Below are 18,368 nucleotides of genomic sequence, written 5' to 3' on the forward strand. Positions count from 1 at the left end.
AGCATGTTTACACAGTTTTTTCTGCCAGGTTGGCGCAGGGCTTGTTTCCCTGGGCGGGGTTCTCCAGTCCAAGGGTGAGCGTTTGAGGTGGGGGGTACTCATAGGAAAATCGAGCCTTATGGTGGGTAGTACACTGGTTTACTCCCCATTGTACTCCCCACCTGGAGCTGGCTTAAGCTAGATTTTTGTAGACAGCTATAGACAACCATTCAGGAAATTTTTATTAAAAACAGTATATTGTGTTGCTGTGTAGATGAGGATGGACATCACTCTATATTTTGAATCTGCTCCCGCATCTGCTCGATCAGCACCTTCAATTCCACCGCACAGCGGGTGCTTTCCGCCACCACGGATTTCGATGACAGCGTATTGGCTTCGCGGTTGAGTTCCTGCATCAAGAAGTCCAGGCGGCGGCCGACCGGACCTTTTTGCGTGAGCTGGCGCTCGACTTCGATGACGTGGGTCTCGAGGCGGTCGAGTTCTTCATCGACGTCCGCTTTCTGGGCGAGCAGGGCGATTTCGGCCTCAAGGCGCTGAGGGTCGAGGTCGGCCTTGAGCGTGGAGAGACGTTCAGTGAGCTGGGCGCGCTGGCGCTCAAGTATTGAAGGCAGCAATGCACGCACTTCCGCGATCTGACCACGCACGCCTTGCAGGCGCAGATGGATGAGTTCGGCCAGGTGTTCACCCTCTCGGGCACGACCGGCGATCAGGTCGGAAAGCGCTGCCTCGAACAGGGCATTGGCTTCCTGCTTGACCTCGTCCAGGTCGGCGCCCTGAACCTCGACCACACCGGGATGATCCAACAGTGCCAGAGCATCGGGAATCGGTGCATCGGGTACTTCGGCACGAACGTCTTGCAAGGCGCGGGCGAGTTCTGCCAGGCGCGCACGGTTGACGCTGAGCAACTCGCCGCTGGCGGCGGGCTCGAAGCGCAGGGTGCATTCTACCTTGCCCCGGGCCAGGCGATTGCGCAGGGCGTCGCGAAAGATGGGTTCGAGATCGCGTAAAGAATCCGGTAGGCGAAAGTGCGGCTCCAGATAGCGCTGATTCACCGAGCGCAGTTCAAGTTGCAAACTGCCCCAGGCGGCTTCCCGGGTCTGACGGGTGAACGCGGTCATGCTGTGAGCCATGAAGGTATCCTTGCGTCGATGTGAATAAAGCACCGAGTGTAACGGATTCGAACCGGGCTGAGGTGTAGAATGGCGCGACGCTTTTTAGTAAAACACCCAGAGGAATTATGCACGCAGCCAAACGACCCAGCGGACGCCAGCCCGATCAGACTCGCCACGTCACCTTGACCCGAGATTACACTCGCCATGCGGAGGGCTCGGTGCTGGTGGCCTTCGGCGATACCAAGGTGTTGTGCAATGCCAGCGTCGAAGCCGGCGTGCCGCGCTGGCTGCGCGGTAAAGGCCAGGGCTGGATCACCGCGGAATACGGCATGTTGCCCCGGGCGACTCATACTCGGGGAGGCCGTGAGGCGAGTCGCGGCAAGCAGGGCGGTCGCACCCTGGAAATCCAGCGTTTGATCGGTCGTTCGCTCCGGGCGGCGGTGAATCTCAAGAAACTCGGCGAATACACCATCACCGTGGATTGCGATGTGATTCAGGCGGATGGCGGCACCCGTACGGCGTCGATTACCGGCGGCTGCGTGGCGCTGATCGATGCCATTCGCTACTTGCAGCGGGAAAAACTGATCAAGGGTGACCCGTTCAAGGAGCTGGTCTGCTCGGTCTCGGTGGGCATGTTCCGGGGCACGCCGGTGGTGGATCTGGACTACCCGGAGGATAGTGGCGCTGAAACCGACATGAACGTGGTGATGACGGAAAGCGGCGGTTTGATCGAAGTGCAGGGTACCGCCGAGACAAAGGCGTTTTCTCGCAAGGAGCTCAACACCATGCTTGATCTGGCGGAAAAGGCGGGCAATGAGCTGTTCGAGCATCAGCGCGAGGCGCTGGGGTTGCGTAGCTGATTTCGTCGGCTGGCCTTATTCCATACGAACGCAAGACGCCGGCTCGTAAGCCGGCGTCTTGTCTGGGGTGACGAAAAAAGCGCAGTCAAAGTTCGAGATCGTACTCGATGATCAATGGTGCGAACTCGGAGAAGGTTGCTTCGTAATCGATCCAGGCATCTACCACGTGCTGGCGGAAGTTGGGTCCAACGATCTGGTAGTCGAGACGCCAGCCTTCCTGACGACCACGCGGCACCTCCTGATCGAGCTTGGGCCACCAAGTGTATTCTCCGGCATCGCGATTGATTTCGCGAAACGTATCGATGAAACCGGTAGGGCCGAATACCTGATCCATCCAGGCGCGCTCTTCCGGCTTGAAACCCGGGGTGGTCTGGTTGTCCGCCCAGTTAGCAAGGTCCAGGGTCTTGTGAGCGATATGCCAGGTGCCACAGATGATGTACTCGCGACGCTTGCGCGCCATCTTGCCCAGGTAGTCCTGATACTGAGCCATGAACGCCTGCTTGGCGGCGTAGTCGCTGCCGTCGGGCATCAGGAAACTGGCAATGCTGAAGCGATCGTAGTCGGCCTGCAGAAAGCGCGCCTCGACGTCGCACTGCTCGAAGCCCAGGCCGTACATGATGGCCTTGGGAATCTTGCGGCAATAGAGCCCGACACCAGAGAAGCCGTCCTGCTCCGCATCCAGGAAGTAGCCTTCGTACCCGGAGGGGTAGAGAATGCTGTCATCGAGTTCGAAGCTCTTGGCTTTCAAATTCTGCACGCAGACGACGTCGGCATCCTGCTCCTCTAGCCAGTCGAGAAAGCCTCGTTCGACTGCTTCGCGAATTCCATTGACGTTGATGCTGGCGATTTTCATACATAGTCCCTTTTCCGTCGCGTGTGTATCATACCCGAGCTTTAGACATTTAGGTAAATAGCGCTAACCAATCTTCGTAACAGGAAAGCTCGTGAGCGGTCATATGCAAGCGTATCAACGAGAGTTCATCGCCTTTGCCATTGCCCAGGGCGCACTCAAGTTCGGTGAGTTCACCCTTAAGTCCGGTCGTGTCAGTCCTTACTTCTTCAATGCGGGGCTTTTCCGCACCGGCGAAGCCCTGGCAAAGCTAGGGCGCTTTTACGCCCAGGCGATCATCGATAGTGACCTCGAGGCGGACGTATTGTTCGGCCCTGCTTACAAAGGTATCTCCCTGGCCTCAACGACGGCGATTGCCTTGGCAGATCGACACGGTCGCGATCTGCCCTTCGCCTTCAACCGCAAGGAAGCCAAGGATCATGGCGAAGGCGGCAACATCATCGGCGCCGAACTCAAGGGGCGTGTTCTGATCATAGACGATGTGATCACTGCCGGAACGGCCATCGGCGAAGTCATGCAATTGATTGATGCTGCCGGCGCACAGGCCGCCGGGGTGGTCATCGCGCTGGATCGTCAAGAGCGCGGCCCAGATAATGAGCGGTACAGTGCCATTCAGAATGTTGAGGTGCGTTATGATATGCTAGTTAATAGTATCGTCAATCTCGATCAGGTGCTGGAATACCTCGAAGAGCATGCTGGTGATGTACTTGTCGGACATGCCGATGCGATTCGCGCCTATCGTCGCGAATATGGTGTTACGCAAGTTGACTGAAGGATCAGCAACGCCGTTTCTTGCCCCGGATGGCTGGGGCAGCCTGTTACCCAATCGTGAGGGGGGATTTTGTCATGTTCAAACCATTCGCTTGTGCACTAGCCTCTGGTGCTATCCTGCTAACCAGCCAATCAGCATCGGCGGTCAGCCTCTCTGCGAACGTCAACGATAATGCTTTTGGGGTTGAAGCAAGTCAGACGATTCTGCCGACCGTTCGAGCCGGCGTCGGCTATTTCACCTCCGACGATAGTGGTCATCATCTCGATGCCTATAGTGCGTCGTTGATGTTTACCCCCTATCTGCCGGTGGTGGATCTTTCCGTGGGCGCCCGCTATCAGTACCAGGATTCCTATTATGGCGATGGTGGCGGACTGGGATTGGGTGGATCGGCCTTTGTGCCTACCCCGATTCCGTTGACGTCGGTAGGGGCCTACGGCTTCTATACGCCGAAGGTGTTCAGTCATGGCGATGTGGACAAGACCTATGAATACGGCGCTCAAGCGCGGGTCGAACTCTTCGCCCGGACCTATGCTTACGCTGGCTATCGCTACTATCGCACCGACTTCGACGATGCGGGTAACAAGACCCTCGATAGTGGCCCGTTGCTCGGTCTCAGCGTCGGATTCTGATTCGTGCCGCAGCACTCTCTTGTCCATTTGCCGGCGCTCTGAAGAGCGCCGGTCTCATCTGGCACCCCGATGCTCGATATCGTACTCTTTGAGCCTGAAATCCCGCCCAATACGGGTAATCTGATCCGCTTGTGTGCCAATACCGGCTTCCGCCTGCATTTGATCGAACCGCTCGGTTTCGCCCTTGATGATAAGCGTCTGCGTCGTGCCGGGCTGGACTATCACGAATGGGCGCGGGTTCGGGTGCACGAGGGCTGGTCGGCCTTTCTAGGAGAGATCGCCCCGACTCGGGTTTTCGCCGTGTCTACTCGCGGGCGCACCGGTTATCATGAGCCGGTCTATCGATCTGGTGATGCCCTTGTGTTCGGTCCGGAGACCCGGGGTCTACCGCAGGCCATACTCGATGCGCTACCGCCGGAGCAGCGTCTTCGCATCCCTATGCTGCCGGATAGCCGTAGCCTGAATCTGTCCAATGCCTGCGCGGTGATCGTGTTCGAGGCCTGGCGCCAGCTGGGTTTCGTCGGTGCGGTTGACCCTGAGTAATACCATGTCCATCAAGCAACGCCTTGCCAAGCTCAATCCGCGCCAGCAGGAAGCCGTGCGCTATATCGATGGCCCCTGCCTGGTGCTGGCCGGTGCTGGTTCCGGCAAGACCAGCGTGATCACCACCAAGATTGCTTACCTGGTCCAGGAGTGCGGCATGAGCGCGCGCAAGATCGCGGCGGTGACCTTCACCAACAAGGCTGCTCGAGAGATGAAGGAGCGGGTGGGGCAGTTGCTCCAGGGCCGGGAGGGCCATGGCCTGACGGTCTCGACCTTCCATACCCTGGGGCTGAACATCATTCGCAGCGAACTCAAGACCCTGGGCTACAAGCCCGGTTTCTCGTTGTTCGACCCGGAGGACGCCAAGGCGCTGCTGCGGGATCTGATGAACAAGGATGCTCAGGTCGACGCGGATCAGATCAACCGGGTGCAGAGCCAGATCTCCACCTGGAAGAACGATCTGGTGCTGCCAGGGCAGGCGTTGTCTCATGCCGCGGATGAGGATGAGCAGTATGCCGCGCGGCTTTATGAGGCTTACAACCGCCATCTAAAGGCCTATAACGCCGTCGATTTCGACGATCTGATCCTGCTGCCGGTAGTGCTTCTGCAGAGCGATTCCGAGGCATTGGCGCGCTGGCAGCGCAAGATTCACTACATGTTGGTGGATGAGTATCAAGACACTAACGTTAGCCAGTATCTGCTGGTCAAGCTTCTGATGCAGGAGCGGGCCACCTTCACCGTGGTTGGCGACGACGATCAGTCGATCTATGCCTGGCGCGGTGCGCGCCCGGAAAATCTGGTCACCTTGGGCGAAGATTTTACACGCTTGCGGGTCATTAAACTGGAGCAGAACTATCGCTCCACCGGTGTGATCCTGCGCGCTGCTAATACCCTCATTGCCAACAACCCCCACGTGTACGAGAAGACCCTGTGGTCGGACATGGGGCCGGGGGACCCGATTCGCATCGTCGTCAATCGCCACGAAGACGCCGAGGCGGAGCGGGTGGCCAGCGAAATTCTCACCCGGCGCATCAAGGAATCCTCGGAGTGGCGCGACTTCGCCGTGCTTTATCGGGGTAATTTTCAGGCGCGGCTGCTCGAACTCAAGCTGCAGCATTACCAGATCCCCTACAAGCTATCCGGTGGCACTTCGTTCTTCTCCCGTAACGAGATCAAGGATGCCATGGCGTATCTGCGGCTGTTGATCAATCCCGGCGACGACAACGCCTTTCTGCGTATCGTCAACGTGCCGCGCCGGGAGATCGGCCCTGGCACTCTGGAGAAACTCGCCAACTATGCCACCGAACGAGATGGTTCGCTGTTTGCCGCCTGTCATGAGCTGGGGCTGGAGCAGGTTCTATCGACCCGGGCGGTGGAGCGGCTAGGGCGTTTCGTGCATTTCATCGACGGGGTGCGCAAGCGCATGGACCAGGGGGACGCCGTTGCCGCGATCCGCGAAATGATGCGGGACATGGACTACGAGGCCTGGCTATATCAGAACGCCAGTGCGCCCACCATCGCCGAGCGACGTATGGCCAACGTCTGGATTCTGATCGATCAGCTCGAGAAGTCCATGGAACGGGAAGAAGGGGAAGAGACCGACGACGTCGAATCGGCGATCTCGCGGCTGGTGCTGCGCGACATTCTCGAGCAACAGGCCGAAGAGGACGACTCCGATCGGGTGCAGCTACTGACCATGCACGCCTCGAAAGGCTTGGAGTTTCCCCACGTCTATCTCATGGGACTGGAAGAAGATCTACTGCCGCACCGTAATTCCATCGAGGCCGATACGGTGGAAGAGGAGCGCCGTCTGGCTTACGTGGGAATCACTCGCGCCCGACGTACCCTGACCCTGACCCTGGCGAGGCAACGCAAGGCCTATGGCGAGCTGATGGATTGTGCACCGAGTCGTTTTCTCGAGGAGCTACCGGCGGAAGATCTGGAGTGGGAAGGGCGTGCGGACAAGGAAGATCCCACCAAGAAGCAGGCCCGAGGGAAAGACGCCATCGCTGGGCTGCGTTCCTTATTGGGATAGTCGGTCGATTCGGATAGCGAGTTGTTGATGACATACACGCCTCGGAAACCATTGCTGGTCTCCAGGGCGTGTTCCGATTGTCGCTAAGAGTGCGGAATTACGGCGTCTGCTGGCTGTAATACTCGGCGATATCGACGATGTCTTCATCGGAAAGTCCTGACGCCATCGGCGTCATGACCGAGGACATGCCACCTTCACGCTCGCCGGCGCGATAGGCTTTCAAGGAGTTTTCCAGATAGGTGGCGTTTTGCCCGGCAAGGTTGGGATACATGGGTGTGGTGCCCTTGCCATCCTGACCGTGACAGGTCGAGCAGACGCCGATCTTGCTGGCGCCGGACAGATCGGAGCCGCCTGCATCGCCAGCAGCGGCTGTCTCGGTCGCGCCACCTTGTTCATTATCCGCGTTCGATTCGGCATCGGTTTCGTTCTGAGCCATGGCCTGCTGGCCTTCTTCTGCGCCTGTATCGCTATCGCCCTCGGCCGCTTGTTCGCCACCGTCTTCGGGGGCAGCGGCACCGCCACCCTCCTGGGCAGGAACCTCCATGACCGGCTCGACCATGTAAGCCGTGACGGCGTACATTTCGTCATCGGAAAGACTCGGGTTACCGCCTCGGGCCGGCATGGCGTTGAAGCCCTCGGTCGAGTGAGTCAGCAGGGTATCGAAGCCCTTGGATACACGATCTGACCAGTCGGCCTCTTCACCGCGAATCGGTGCACCAGCGGCGCCGGTATCGTGGCAGGCCATGCAGACGCTGTTATAGATCTCTTCGCCGGACTTGCCACCATCGCCGCCACTGTCAGCAACGGCTGCTGCCGGTGCTGCACCAGCACCGCCGCAATCATCACCCTGCATGCATAGCTCACCTACCGGCTTGAGTCGCTCTGCAATGGCTTCCTTTGACATGGTGTCATCCTGGGCTGAAGCTATACCGGCAGCCAAGCCGAGGATGGCCAAAGCCCCCATGATCGTTTTTTTGAATTTCACTCTTACCACCTCTCACGGTCTTGTCAGTAAATCGGCTCGGCGCCAAGGTCGTCAGTATAGCGATAACCGGAGGGGCAGGAAAATTCGCCGCGCCGCGCCGTGGTCAATGAAGCGCCAGGTCATATTGGCAAGTGCCCGTAACGGCTGGACAGCAAGCGGGTGGGCGGGTAGGATACTGCGCGTCGGCTGCGCGCTCATGTCGCAGTTTCCGCCCTTAGCTCAGCTGGATAGAGCGTTGCCCTCCGGAGGCAAAGGTCATAGGTTCGAATCCTATAGGGCGGGCCAAAAAGAATAGTCAAAACCGCCGCTTACGGGTCATGCCAAGCGGCGGTTTTTTTTGGCGCTAAAAACGTGCAGGAGCGTACCGCGTGAAACACTCTCACCTCCGGTTAGGGTCGTTGTTAGGTCCTTTGTTACGGTTCTGATACTTGTTCCAGGCCTGCCTTGCATGATGCTTTGCTTTTGCCCGGTTCGCGGGTTTTCTGAGCCAGTTGGCCACTGCAGCAAAGATATAGCGTCTCATGGTCATCTCTCCGTTGATGTTTGTCCGTCACCTCTCACTATGTGGGTGACATCATCCCGTGAGTCAAGGGTTCGCTGCCGCCGGAGGCAAAAATAATGGCGAAGGGTCAAAATGCCCTGGTGTGCTGTGGATATGACGTCAATGCCCTTGGATCAGTAAAGCGTGATGCTCAGGATAGCTGATACGCCTCCCGTATCCTTAAGGAAAATTCATTGCTGCCGATACTCATCGCAAAGGTGGCGACACCGCAGTAAATGAATTCGTGAGGTAACCGGGATGGAGAGAGGGAGTACAGCCATGCTTGCCGAAAGTGTCGATGCAGCCTCGGCGGGTATTGCCATTCTCGATGAGCAGAATAGCGTGGTGTACGCCAACGCCGCATTTGCGACACAACTTCGCCTTGCCGACTCGGCGTCTCTAATCGGCACTTTGCCGCTGTCGACCTGGACCCATAGCGCAAGCGAACAGGAGCGGCACTCTCTAGAAGATCAAATGCACGATCCAGGGGCTTCCGTGCTGAGCCTGAAGGTCGGAGAAAACATTACCACGACCCTATATCTGGACGATCGCCGCGAAGGGCGCCGTATCGTCATGGTCATCAACGACTGGACGATGTCGGGTGCGCCCCGTAACGTCATTGCGCAACTCGATGCCTTGACGGGACTCGCCAATCGGACGATGTATGACAAGCACATCCAGGATCTGTGTGACATCGGAGAGGATAACGCGGCAAGCGCCGTCATTCTGCTTGATATGGATCGTTTCAAGCAGGTCAACGATACCCTGGGTCATGCAACGGGGGATTCGTTATTGATCTTGGCGGCCAAGCGCATGCGCTCGGCGATACGCAGTAACGATATCCTGATTCGACTTGGAGGAGACGAGTTCGTCATCCTGCAAACACAGAGCAAGCAACCCGACGGTGCACAGACGGTGGCCGAGCGCTTGGTAGAGCTTCTGCAGCGCTCTTTTCTCATCAACGGTCATCAGATCAATAGCGGTGTGAGCATCGGTGTTGCGGTACTTGGTCAAGGCACCAGCAATCCCGAGGAACTGCTCAAGCATGCGGAACTGGCGCTCTACGAGGCCAAGCGTCTGGGCCGTTCTCGCTACTGCTTCTTCGAATCGAATCTGGAATCCAATGCGCTCGAGCGTTGCAATCTTGAGCTGGATCTTCGCCGCGCCCTGTGTCTGCGTCAGTTTTCGCTGCTGTACCAGCCCCAGAAATCCCTCTCGGACGATAGCATCAGCGGCTTCGAAGCCTTGATCCGTTGGGATCATCCGGTTCGCGGGCGGGTCTCGCCAGTGGACTTCATACCCCTGGCGGAGGAGCTCGGCGAGATCCACGCCATTGGTGAATGGGTGATACGTACCGCTTGTCAGCAGGCAACCACTTGGGAAGGCAAACAGATCGTGGCGGTGAATGTATCGCCGCTTCAGTTCAACGACGATCACATCGTCACCGTCGTGCGCGAGGCGTTGCAGGCCAGTGGCCTGGCCCCCGAGCGCCTTGAAGTCGAGATCACCGAAAGCACTCTCATGCACAATACCGAGGAGGTGATGCAGCGTCTATGGGCCATCAAGAATATGGGCGTGGCCATTGCCATGGACGATTTCGGTACGGGGTACGCTTCCTTGAGCCATCTCAGCAGTTTCCCGTTCAGCAAGCTCAAGATCGACAAATCCTTCATTCAGGCAAATCAGACACCCCGGGCAAAAGCCTTGATGGAGGCCATTCTTGCCATGGGCACAAGCCTGGGCATGATGACTATCGCTGAAGGGGTGGAAACACTCGATCAGTACGAGGATCTTGCACGGGGTGGCTGTACCACTGCGCAGGGCTATTACATCGCCAAGCCCATGGCGCCTGAAAACATCGAGCATTTCATGCGCTCGACGCAAACCGCTTCCCCTATGTCCGTTTCATGATTGAAGGAGCCGATAACCGTGGACAATATGCTTTACCGGCTCGTTTATATGAGTCGCAACAACATCACCGACGACGACAAGCTGCAGGAAGAGATCAGCGATATTCTTGATGCTTCGCAGCGCAACAATCGGCAGGCGGAGGTCACCGGCGCGCTGATGTTCAATACCGGCTGCTTCGCTCAGGTACTTGAAGGGCCCCACGACAAGATTCAGGATACCTTCGAGCGCATCCAATGCGACCCACGGCATTCCCATGTCAGCGTACTCGCCTTCGATCGGATTGATGCGCGGCTTTTCTCGGATTGGGATATGGCCTTCGTTGGCCAGAATGCTCAGCGCATCGAGCAGTTTGCCCGCTTCAACGAAAAATCCGGTTTCGACGCAGCGGTTTTTGACGGCGATACGGTGTATCAACTGCTGCGCATGCATCTGGAAGAAGCAGAGCGGGTGTAATTTGGCATTGATTTGAGTAAGCGAACTAGGTAGCCCACACTCACGTCACTCCGACGAACAATCGATCAAGGAGTAATGACGGGAAGGTGGAAGAACTACTTGATCTGTAAAGCAAAGTAGCCATCGTCAACATGTCATCCATGAGTTTCATCAACAAGAGCCCGGAGTTTCGCATCAACGCCAGAGCGTGTGGATCCTGGACTAGAAACGGCTGATTCAGGAGGTGACGGTGTGTTCGAAGGATTCAAACTAGAGACAGTCGAGCTTCCTGAAGCGTCGCTTCGAGTGCGATACGGCGGCACGGGTTCTCCAGTATTGCTTCTGCATGGGCATCCTCGAACACATGCAACCTGGCACCGAGTGGCACCGCTGCTGGCCAAGCGTCATACGGTTGTCTGTCCTGACTTACGAGGCTTCGGACAATCCTCGAAACCTGCTGATACTGCCGATCATAGTGGATCGTCGAAGCGGGCCAAGGCGCGGGACTGTATCGCACTCATGCGGTATCTCGGCTTTGATCGGTTCGCCATCGTTGGTCACGACCGAGGTAGCTATACGGCGTTCCGAACCGCTATGGATCATCCCGATTTCATAAGCCGCGTAGTCTTGCTCGACGGTGTACCCATTCTCGAAGCACTGGAAAGGTGTAACTCTCGATTCGCTACCGAGTGGTGGCACTGGTTTTTCTTCGCCCAGCCGGAAACGCCGGAACGCGTCATCCTGTCCGATCCCGACGCTTGGTATGGAGGTACGCCCGAGCAGATGGGGCAGGGCGCATATGCAGACTTCCAAAGATCGATTCATGATCCCGATACTGTCCATGGCATGCTCGAGGATTATCGAGCCGGCCTGGGCATAGATCGCCAGCATGACGAGGAGGACCGGCAGCAGGGTAGGCGTATCCGCTGCCCCACACTGGTTCTGTGGTCACTGAAAGACGATCTCGAGCGGCTATATGGCGATGTGCTGGAGGTTTGGAGACCTTGGACAACATCGCTTACCGGTCACGGCATCGACTGTGGGCATCATATGGCAGAAGAGTCTCCTGAAGTGTTGGCTCAGACGCTTCTGGATTTTCTGCGGTGCTGAATTCAGCCAAAGTATGCGCAAGCCCTGCAGATTAAGCATATGCTCATAAATAGATAGACTGTTCTCGGTTATGATGTAAAAACGCCGGCAACTGCCGGCGCTCGTATGGAATGATTCCTTAGATGGCTTTAGTTCGCTCTTCTAGCCACTTCTTGGCCGTCTCGCCAAGCTTAGGCCCGAGGCGCTCGCTCACTTCCTTGTGATAGGCATTCAACCACTCGATTTCCGAACGATCGAGCAGATCACGTGCAATGCAGCGGGTGTCGATGGGGCACAGCGTCAATGTCTCGAAGTGCAGGAACTCGCCGAATTCGCTCTCCGGCGCGCGGCGGTTGACCGCCAGATTCTCGATGCGTACGCCCCATTTGCCGGGGCGATAGACCCCGGGTTCGATGGAGGTGATCATGCCTTCGCGCATGGCGTTGTGCTCGGTGGCCGTGGCCGAGTAGGCAATCACCTGGGGGCCTTCGTGAACGTTGAGGAAATAGCCCACGCCGTGGCCGGTGCCGTGGCCGTAGTCTCGCCCGGTGGACCACAGCGGCGCCCGGGCGACGGCGTCGAGCTTGGGTGAGGCAATACCCTCAGGAAAATGCAGACGCGATAGCGCAATGGTGCCCTTGAGCACCCGGGTGAAGTCCTCCCGATGCGCGGCGCTGATGTCGCCGATGGGAACGACCCGGGTGATGTCTGTGGTGCCGCCGTAATATTGACCGCCGGAATCGATCAGCAGCAAGCCATCGCCCTTGATGGTGGCATGGGCCTTGTCCGTGGCATGGTAATGGGGCAGAGCGCCGTTCTCGTTGAAGGCGGCGATGGTGCCAAAGCTTTGGCAGACGAAGCCTTCGCGCTTGGCCCGCTGGGCGGTCAGACGCTCATCCACCTCAAGTTCCGTGGGCGTCTCGCCCCGATCAAGTGCCGCCTCGAACTCGGCGAAGAATTCGCACAGCGCCGCGCCGTCCTCTTCCATGGTGCGGCGCACATGGGCGATGTCGCTTTCGCTCTTGCGACTCTTGGCGAGAGTCGTGGGCTGCATGCCATCAAAAAGCGTCATGCTCTCGGGCAGCGCCTGGGCGCTGGCCAGGCTCACCTTGGCGCCGTCGAGCAGTACTCGGTCCTGGATCGGCAGTTTCGCTAGATGTGCCTTCCACTGATCGTAATCGGCAGTGCCGATGTCGTCTTCACGCAGGGTCTCGGCCAAGTCGTCTTTCAGTTTGCCCGGCGCCACGAACAGGGTGGCGCTGTCCTGGCCAATCAGCATGTGGGACAGAAATACCGGGTTGAAGTCCACATCCGCGCCGCGCAGCTGGGTCAGCCAGGCGATGTCGTCGAGGGTGGAGAGCAGGTGCCAGTCGGCGCTGGATTCTTTCAGAGCCTTGCGCAGTTCAGAAAGACGCTCGCGGCGGGTGCCGGAAACATACTCCTTGGGGTGTTCGTAGACCTCGGCCTTGGGCAGCGCCGGCCGATTCGACCAAATGCTATCCAGTAGATCCAGGTCGCTGCGCAGCTTGACGCCTCGGGGCAGCAGTAGCTCTTCCATGCGTCGGGCATTGGCCAGGGAGACCACGTCCGCATCGAAGCCAAGGGTCGCACCTTGCGGCAACTGCTGTGCCAGCCACTCGATGGGAGCCTGGGCCTGGCCTTGCTGAAGCTTCATCAGTTCGATGCCGCTGCCTTCGAGCTGCTGCTCGGCCTGAACCCAATAGCGGCTATCCACCCATAGCCCCGCGGCGTCCTGGGTGATGGTCAGAGTGCCCACGGAGCCGTCGAAACCGGACAGCCAAGCGCGGCCTTCCCAGTGTTCCGGTAGATACTCGGAGCTATGCGGGTCGGAGGAGGGCAGCCACCAGGCATCGATGGCATGTTCGCGCATGGCCCCGCGCAGAGCGGCCAGACGTTCGGCGGGAGAAAAAGGCGTTGAATGGGACATGAGAAAACTCCAGGCCGGCGTGAAATCAGCAAATGCGCATTGTAGCAGGCATATTCTTGCGTAAGCGTCCTGAAACGCCGACATTACGGAATATGGAATTCAAGCGAAATCGAACGGAGCGACAAATGACCAAAAAGCGCGTGGTAACGGAGTTCGGCATGGGCACGTCCCTGCGCCGAGAAGACTATACCGAGGCGGCGGCCCGGGCGATTCGCGATGCGCTGTGGCACAACTCGCTAAACGTGGCGGAGCTTTTCGACTTTCCCAAGACCGCCATGATCATCGACGTTGAAGTAGGCGTGCAAAAGCCCGACGCCGTCGACAAGCAGGCGCTGCTAGCCCTGTTTCCCTACGGTCAGCCGGCGGTGGAAGTAGTGCAGGGTGGGCTCAATGTACCCAAGCCGGACGGCAGCGGCGTCACCGTGATCGCCAACGCCGCTCTCAAGGTCTCATTCGACATGGAGCCGACTCATGGCTGAACAAATGGATAAGCAAGCAAGTGAAAAGCGCGTCATCCTCGAGATGGGTACCGGCAACGACCTTTACGGCGGCGATTACACCAAGGCTGCCAGTCGAGCGATTCAGGATGCCCTGCATCACTCCTCCATCGTACTGTTCAAGTCCCTGGGTTATGACCACAGCCTGATGCGGGTGCAGGTCACCATCGGCGTGCAGGAGCCGGACAAGGTCGATACAAAGGCCCTGGCCGCGGGACTGCCCCGGGGCAGAGCGGAAGTCACAGCAGTAAAGGGTGGACTCAATATCGACGACCCGGAGCAGGGCACGACTCATATCGTCGCCACCGCGGCTGTGGAAGCCTTTCTGCCGGACATGGCGAAGGATTGGCGGTTGACCGAACAGGATTGACATTGACGAGCCAGCACTTTAGCGTCTGTTAACCTTGCCAAATATTTTAGGTTAACAACAATGCACGAGCCCACCCTTCGTTTCGATTGGCGCCTAGACGAGATCGAGGCGCTGTTCGCTTTGCCCTTCAACGACTTGCTGTTCCAGGCACAACAGGTGCACCGGCAGCATTTCGATGCCAACCAGGTGCAGGTCTCGACGCTGCTATCGATCAAGACAGGCGCTTGCCCCGAAGACTGCAAGTACTGCCCGCAGTCCGGGCACTACGCCACGGGGCTCGGTAAGGAAAAACTGCTGGAAATCGAGGCGGTAGTGACCCAGGCCGAGGCGGCCCGGGAGGCCGGCGCCAGCCGTTTCTGCATGGGCGCGGCCTGGCGCAGCCCGCGGGAGCGCGACCTGCCGGCGGTGCTGGAGATGGTGCGCCGGGTCAAGGCGCTGGGCCTCGAGACCTGCATGACCCTAGGCATGCTCGCGCCGGAGCAGGCCGATCGGCTCGCCGAAGCGGGGCTCGACTACTACAACCATAACCTGGACACCTCGCCGGAGTATTACGGCGAGATCATCACCACTCGTACCTATGCCGATCGTCTCGAAACCCTGGGAAATGTGCGCCAAGCGGGCATGAAGGTATGCAGCGGTGGCATCCTTGGCATGGGTGAGGCGCCGCGGGACCGCGCCGCGCTATTGCAGCAGCTTGCCAATCTCGAGCCACACCCCGAATCGGTGCCCATCAATCAGCTGGTCAAGGTGCCAGGCACGCCGCTGGAATACGCGGAAGATCTCGATCCCATCGATTTCATACGCGCCATCGCCGTAGCGCGCATTCTGATGCCCCAAAGCCATGTGCGACTCTCCGCGGGTCGTGAAGAGATGGACGAGTCGACCCAGGCCCTGGCATTTCTGGCCGGCGCCAACTCGATCTTCTACGGCGACAAGCTGCTGACCACCGCCAATCCTCAGGCTCAGAGTGACCAGGCACTATTTGCCAAACTGGGCATCGTGCCGGAGCGTCGCGAGATAGAAGGCGATGACGGCGCCTTGCACGCCGTGGCCTCCAGGCAACCGGACACCGCTGCTGGCGAGGTGCTTTATTACGATGCCAGTCTCGCCTGAGATGCCGGCTACTCCATGCGTGTCGGGAAGCTGGAATCAGCGTCTGCTGGCGCGCCAGGCCGCGCGACGCGACGCGGGCTTGTGGCGTGAGCGTCGGGTGCATCGCCGAGACGCCACGCTCGATTTCGCCGGTAACGACTACCTGGGTCTCGCCCGCGACCCGCGTCTGGCCGAGGCTGCCGCCATTGGGGCCAGACACCACGGTGCCGGTGCTCGCGCCTCCCAGCTGGTCAGCGGCCATCTCGAGATTCATCGGCACCTGGAAGCGCGCCTGGCGGCCCTGGTCGGCCGTCCTCGGGCGCTGTTGTTCACCAGCGGCTACCTGGCCAATCTGGGCGTGCTGCAGGCACTGTGCGATGGCACCACGGCGATCTTTCAGGACCGGCTCAATCACGCCTCGCTGCTCGATGGGGCGAGACTGGCCGGTGCGCCGTCGCGGCGTTTCCATCATGGCGACCTCGACGATCTGGCGTGTCTGCTGGAACGCACCGATCCGGCCACGCCGCGACTGGTGGTCAGCGACGGCGTATTCAGCATGGATGGCGATATCGCCGACGTTGCGGGCCTCGTCGGCCTGTGTCGGCGTCACGACGCCTGGCTGATGGTCGACGATGCCCATGGCCTGGGCGTGCTCGGTGCGCATGGCGACGGCTGCGTGGGTCGGGCTCACGCCAGCGACGAAGTGCCAGTGCTGATGGGTACGCTGGGCAAGGCGCTGGGCTCGGCGGGCGCCTTCGTGGCCGGCAGCGAGCTATTGATTGAGCATCTGCTCCAGTTCGCCCGACCGTGTATCTATACTACCGCCGAGCCGCCGGGGGTGAGCGCGGCAACCCTGGCGGCCCTGGACATCCTTGAGCAAGAACCCGAGCGCCGCGCGCGACTGCATGCCCACATCGCTCGGTTCCGCACCGGTGCCGAGGCCTTGGGGCTCAGGCTTCTACCCTCGACGACACCCATTCAGCCCCTGCTGCTCGGCGATAATGCCCGCACACTGCACTGGGCCGAGGCGCTGCGCGCGCGCGGCCTGCTGGTGGGGGCGATTCGCCCTCCGACGGTGCCTCGCGGTCAGGCGCGGCTGCGTATTACCCTGAGTGCGGCACATGAAACGTCGCAGATCGATCGTCTGCTTGACGCCTTGGCCGAGCTGGCGACCAAGGAGAACAGGTCGTGACGTCGCTGGTGCTGCTGTCCGGCTGGGGAATCGATGCGCGTATCTGGCAGCCGCTGGCACCCCACTGGCCCGCCGGTGTGGCGGTAACCGCCCCGGACTGGCCGGGCTACGGCGTCCACTTCCCGTTGGCCGAGCCCCAGAACCTTGAGGCTCTGGCTGCCAGCATGGTTGCTCACCTGCCGCGGGAAGCCATCTGGGTCGGCTGGTCGCTGGGCGCACTGCTGGCGGTGAGCCTGCTCGACTATCTGCCGTCGCCCAAGGCTGTGATCATGCTGGGCATGGGGAGGCGCTTCTGTTCCTCGCAGGGCGTCACGCTCCAGTCGCTCCGGGCCTTTCGACGCGCTTACAAACGCGACGGCCAGTCCGCCTGGCAGCGCTTTCTGGGTTGGCAGTTGGAGGGCGAGCCCGATTCGACGCATTGTCGGCAAGCGCTGACGAGGCTGATCGGTGCTGATACCACCACCCTGCCCAGCGCCGATGATGGCACCCTGATGGCGGGCCTCGAATGGCTTGAACGACTCGACGTCTCCCGGCAAGTGACGGCGCCACCCTGTCCGATTGTGACCCTGGCCGGCGCGCATGACCCTTTCCTGGATGCGACCACACGGCGCGAGGCCACGGCCTGTCTGCCCGGTGCGGGCCATTGCCCGCAGCTTTCCCGGCCCGAAGCGCTGACGGAGGCCTTGGTGTCGCTCGCTCACCGGGAGGTGATGCCATGAGCGTGTCGGTCGTTCGATCCGACGACGCAGCGCAGAACTGGCGCCGTCGGGTTGCCCGGGCCTTTTCCCGCGCCGCACCACGCTACCTGGAACTGGCCAGCGCCCAAGCCCGTCTGGGCGAGACGCTGTGGCCGCTGCTGCCGCAAGCAGCGCGCACGGTGCTCGATCTGGGCTGTGGCCCCGGCCACTGGAGCGCACGGCTGGCCGCCCACTATCCCGCGGCGCGGGTATGGGGGCTCGACCTGGCGCCGGGCATGCTTGCCGAGGCACGCAGACGCCACGGCGATCACGCCAGCTGGCTATGTGCCGATGCCACAGCCCTGCCCCTGGCGAGCGGCAGCATGGATCTGGTGTTCTCCAACTTGGCCCTGCAATGGTGCCCGCGCCCGGAGCAGGCGCTACGCGAGATTCGCCGGGTGCTGCGCCCAGGCGGCCTGGCGTTGATCAATACCCTAGGACCGGGGACCCTGGCCGAGGTGGCACGCGCCTGGTCCGAAGCAGGCCGGACTGGCGGCGTGCTGGCATTCGACGGTGCCGAGCGTCATTTGGCCGGCGCTCGACGGGCGGGTTTTCGCCATGTCGAGCTGCAGGCGCAACGCCGGCGCTTTCATTACGCGGATTTCGGCGCGGTACGCGCCTCCATCAAGGGGGTGGGCGCCCAAGTGGCCCGACCCGGGGCACGGCTCGGACGCGCCGATCTGGTGCGTGCCGAGGAGCGCTACGAGGCGCTGCGCGAACCTGCCGGGCTGCCGGTCAGCTATCACCTGTTCACCCTGCAACTGAAAGTCTGA

18 protein-coding genes and 1 tRNA gene are annotated in these 18,368 nt (G+C 60.0%); 15 read left to right on the forward strand and 4 right to left on the reverse strand.

Annotation, left to right across the window (positions count from 1 at the left end; translation table 11 throughout):
• Positions 1-266: 266 nt before the first annotated feature.
• Complete coding sequence (locus tag H7850_RS09845; RefSeq protein ID WP_227369355.1) at positions 267-1,130, reverse strand: YicC/YloC family endoribonuclease; 864 nt, start codon at positions 1,128-1,130, stop codon at positions 267-269.
• 107 nt (positions 1,131-1,237) lie between these two features.
• On the opposite strand from H7850_RS09845, the gene rph reads away from it, so the two are divergent.
• Positions 1,238-1,972, forward strand: coding sequence for a ribonuclease PH (gene rph / locus H7850_RS09850; RefSeq protein ID WP_227369356.1), 735 nt, complete (start codon positions 1,238-1,240; stop codon positions 1,970-1,972).
• A gap of 85 nt (positions 1,973-2,057) precedes the next feature.
• On the opposite strand, the gene H7850_RS09855 is transcribed toward rph, so the two are convergent.
• Positions 2,058-2,825: an exodeoxyribonuclease III gene (locus tag H7850_RS09855; protein WP_227369357.1), complete on the reverse strand. Its 768-nt coding sequence runs from the start codon at positions 2,823-2,825 to the stop codon at positions 2,058-2,060.
• Positions 2,826-2,928: 103 nt separating this feature from the next.
• Here H7850_RS09855 and pyrE point away from each other — a divergent pair, with 103 nt between their 5' ends.
• From pyrE to rep, 4 genes are all read left to right on the forward strand, one after another.
• Positions 2,929-3,594 (forward strand): orotate phosphoribosyltransferase, encoded by a 666-nt coding sequence (gene pyrE / locus H7850_RS09860; protein ID WP_264477335.1) that lies wholly within the window; start codon positions 2,929-2,931, stop codon positions 3,592-3,594.
• Between the two features lie 74 nt (positions 3,595-3,668).
• Positions 3,669-4,223, forward strand: a complete 555-nt coding sequence (locus tag H7850_RS09865) for a YfaZ family outer membrane protein (RefSeq protein ID WP_227369359.1) — start codon at positions 3,669-3,671, stop codon at positions 4,221-4,223.
• A 69-nt stretch (positions 4,224-4,292) separates the two neighbouring features.
• Entirely contained in the window at positions 4,293-4,766 is a 474-nt protein-coding gene (gene trmL / locus H7850_RS09870) for a tRNA (uridine(34)/cytosine(34)/5-carboxymethylaminomethyluridine(34)-2'-O)-methyltransferase TrmL (protein WP_227369360.1), read from the forward strand.
• A gap of 4 nt (positions 4,767-4,770) precedes the next feature.
• On the forward strand, positions 4,771-6,801 hold the full coding sequence (rep, locus tag H7850_RS09875; protein WP_227369361.1) for a DNA helicase Rep: 2,031 nt from the start codon (positions 4,771-4,773) through the stop codon (positions 6,799-6,801).
• Between the two features lie 97 nt (positions 6,802-6,898).
• Here the strand turns inward: rep and H7850_RS09880 are convergent, their stop codons facing one another.
• The gene (locus H7850_RS09880) at positions 6,899-7,786 is read right to left on the reverse strand and encodes a c-type cytochrome (protein WP_227369362.1); all 888 of its coding nucleotides are present in this window, start codon (positions 7,784-7,786) and stop codon (positions 6,899-6,901) included.
• A 208-nt stretch (positions 7,787-7,994) separates the two neighbouring features.
• Here H7850_RS09880 and H7850_RS09885 point away from each other — a divergent pair.
• From H7850_RS09885 to H7850_RS09900, 4 genes are all read left to right on the forward strand, one after another.
• Positions 7,995-8,071, forward strand: a tRNA-Arg gene (locus H7850_RS09885).
• Between the two features lie 535 nt (positions 8,072-8,606).
• Positions 8,607-10,238, forward strand: a complete 1,632-nt coding sequence (locus tag H7850_RS09890) for a putative bifunctional diguanylate cyclase/phosphodiesterase (protein WP_227369363.1) — start codon at positions 8,607-8,609, stop codon at positions 10,236-10,238.
• A gap of 27 nt (positions 10,239-10,265) precedes the next feature.
• Entirely contained in the window at positions 10,266-10,691 is a 426-nt protein-coding gene (locus tag H7850_RS09895; RefSeq protein ID WP_227369640.1) for a BLUF domain-containing protein, read from the forward strand.
• A gap of 285 nt (positions 10,692-10,976) precedes the next feature.
• Entirely contained in the window at positions 10,977-11,780 is an 804-nt protein-coding gene (locus H7850_RS09900) for an alpha/beta fold hydrolase (protein ID WP_227369641.1), read from the forward strand.
• A 118-nt stretch (positions 11,781-11,898) separates the two neighbouring features.
• Here H7850_RS09900 and H7850_RS09905 read toward each other — a convergent pair whose 3' ends face one another.
• Positions 11,899-13,707, reverse strand: coding sequence for an aminopeptidase P family protein (locus H7850_RS09905; RefSeq protein WP_227369364.1), 1,809 nt, complete (start codon positions 13,705-13,707; stop codon positions 11,899-11,901).
• A 125-nt stretch (positions 13,708-13,832) separates the two neighbouring features.
• Here H7850_RS09905 and H7850_RS09910 point away from each other — a divergent pair, with 125 nt between their 5' ends.
• Genes H7850_RS09910 through H7850_RS09935 form a run of 6 tightly spaced genes read left to right on the forward strand, consistent with a single transcriptional unit; the run spans position 13,833 to position 18,368 of the window.
• Complete coding sequence (locus H7850_RS09910) at positions 13,833-14,186, forward strand: Lin0512 family protein (RefSeq protein ID WP_227369365.1); 354 nt, start codon at positions 13,833-13,835, stop codon at positions 14,184-14,186.
• Positions 14,179-14,574, forward strand: coding sequence for a Lin0512 family protein (locus H7850_RS09915; RefSeq protein ID WP_227369366.1), 396 nt, complete (start codon positions 14,179-14,181; stop codon positions 14,572-14,574). Before H7850_RS09910 ends, H7850_RS09915 begins: the two co-directional genes overlap by 8 nt.
• A 60-nt stretch (positions 14,575-14,634) precedes the next feature.
• Positions 14,635-15,687, forward strand: a complete 1,053-nt coding sequence (gene bioB, locus H7850_RS09920) for a biotin synthase BioB (RefSeq protein WP_227369367.1) — start codon at positions 14,635-14,637, stop codon at positions 15,685-15,687.
• Positions 15,671-16,858, forward strand: coding sequence for an 8-amino-7-oxononanoate synthase (gene bioF, locus H7850_RS09925; RefSeq protein ID WP_227369368.1), 1,188 nt, complete (start codon positions 15,671-15,673; stop codon positions 16,856-16,858). The genes bioB and bioF overlap by 17 nt, the downstream gene beginning before the upstream one ends.
• On the forward strand, positions 16,855-17,577 hold the full coding sequence (locus H7850_RS09930; RefSeq protein WP_227369369.1) for an alpha/beta fold hydrolase: 723 nt from the start codon (positions 16,855-16,857) through the stop codon (positions 17,575-17,577). The genes bioF and H7850_RS09930 overlap by 4 nt, the downstream gene beginning before the upstream one ends.
• Positions 17,574-18,368, forward strand: a complete 795-nt coding sequence (locus tag H7850_RS09935; RefSeq protein WP_227369370.1) for a methyltransferase domain-containing protein — start codon at positions 17,574-17,576, stop codon at positions 18,366-18,368. The genes H7850_RS09930 and H7850_RS09935 overlap by 4 nt, the downstream gene beginning before the upstream one ends.

This window comes from Halomonas sp. M20, from assembly GCF_020622265.1.
Lineage (GTDB): Bacteria > Pseudomonadota > Gammaproteobacteria > Pseudomonadales > Halomonadaceae > Modicisalibacter.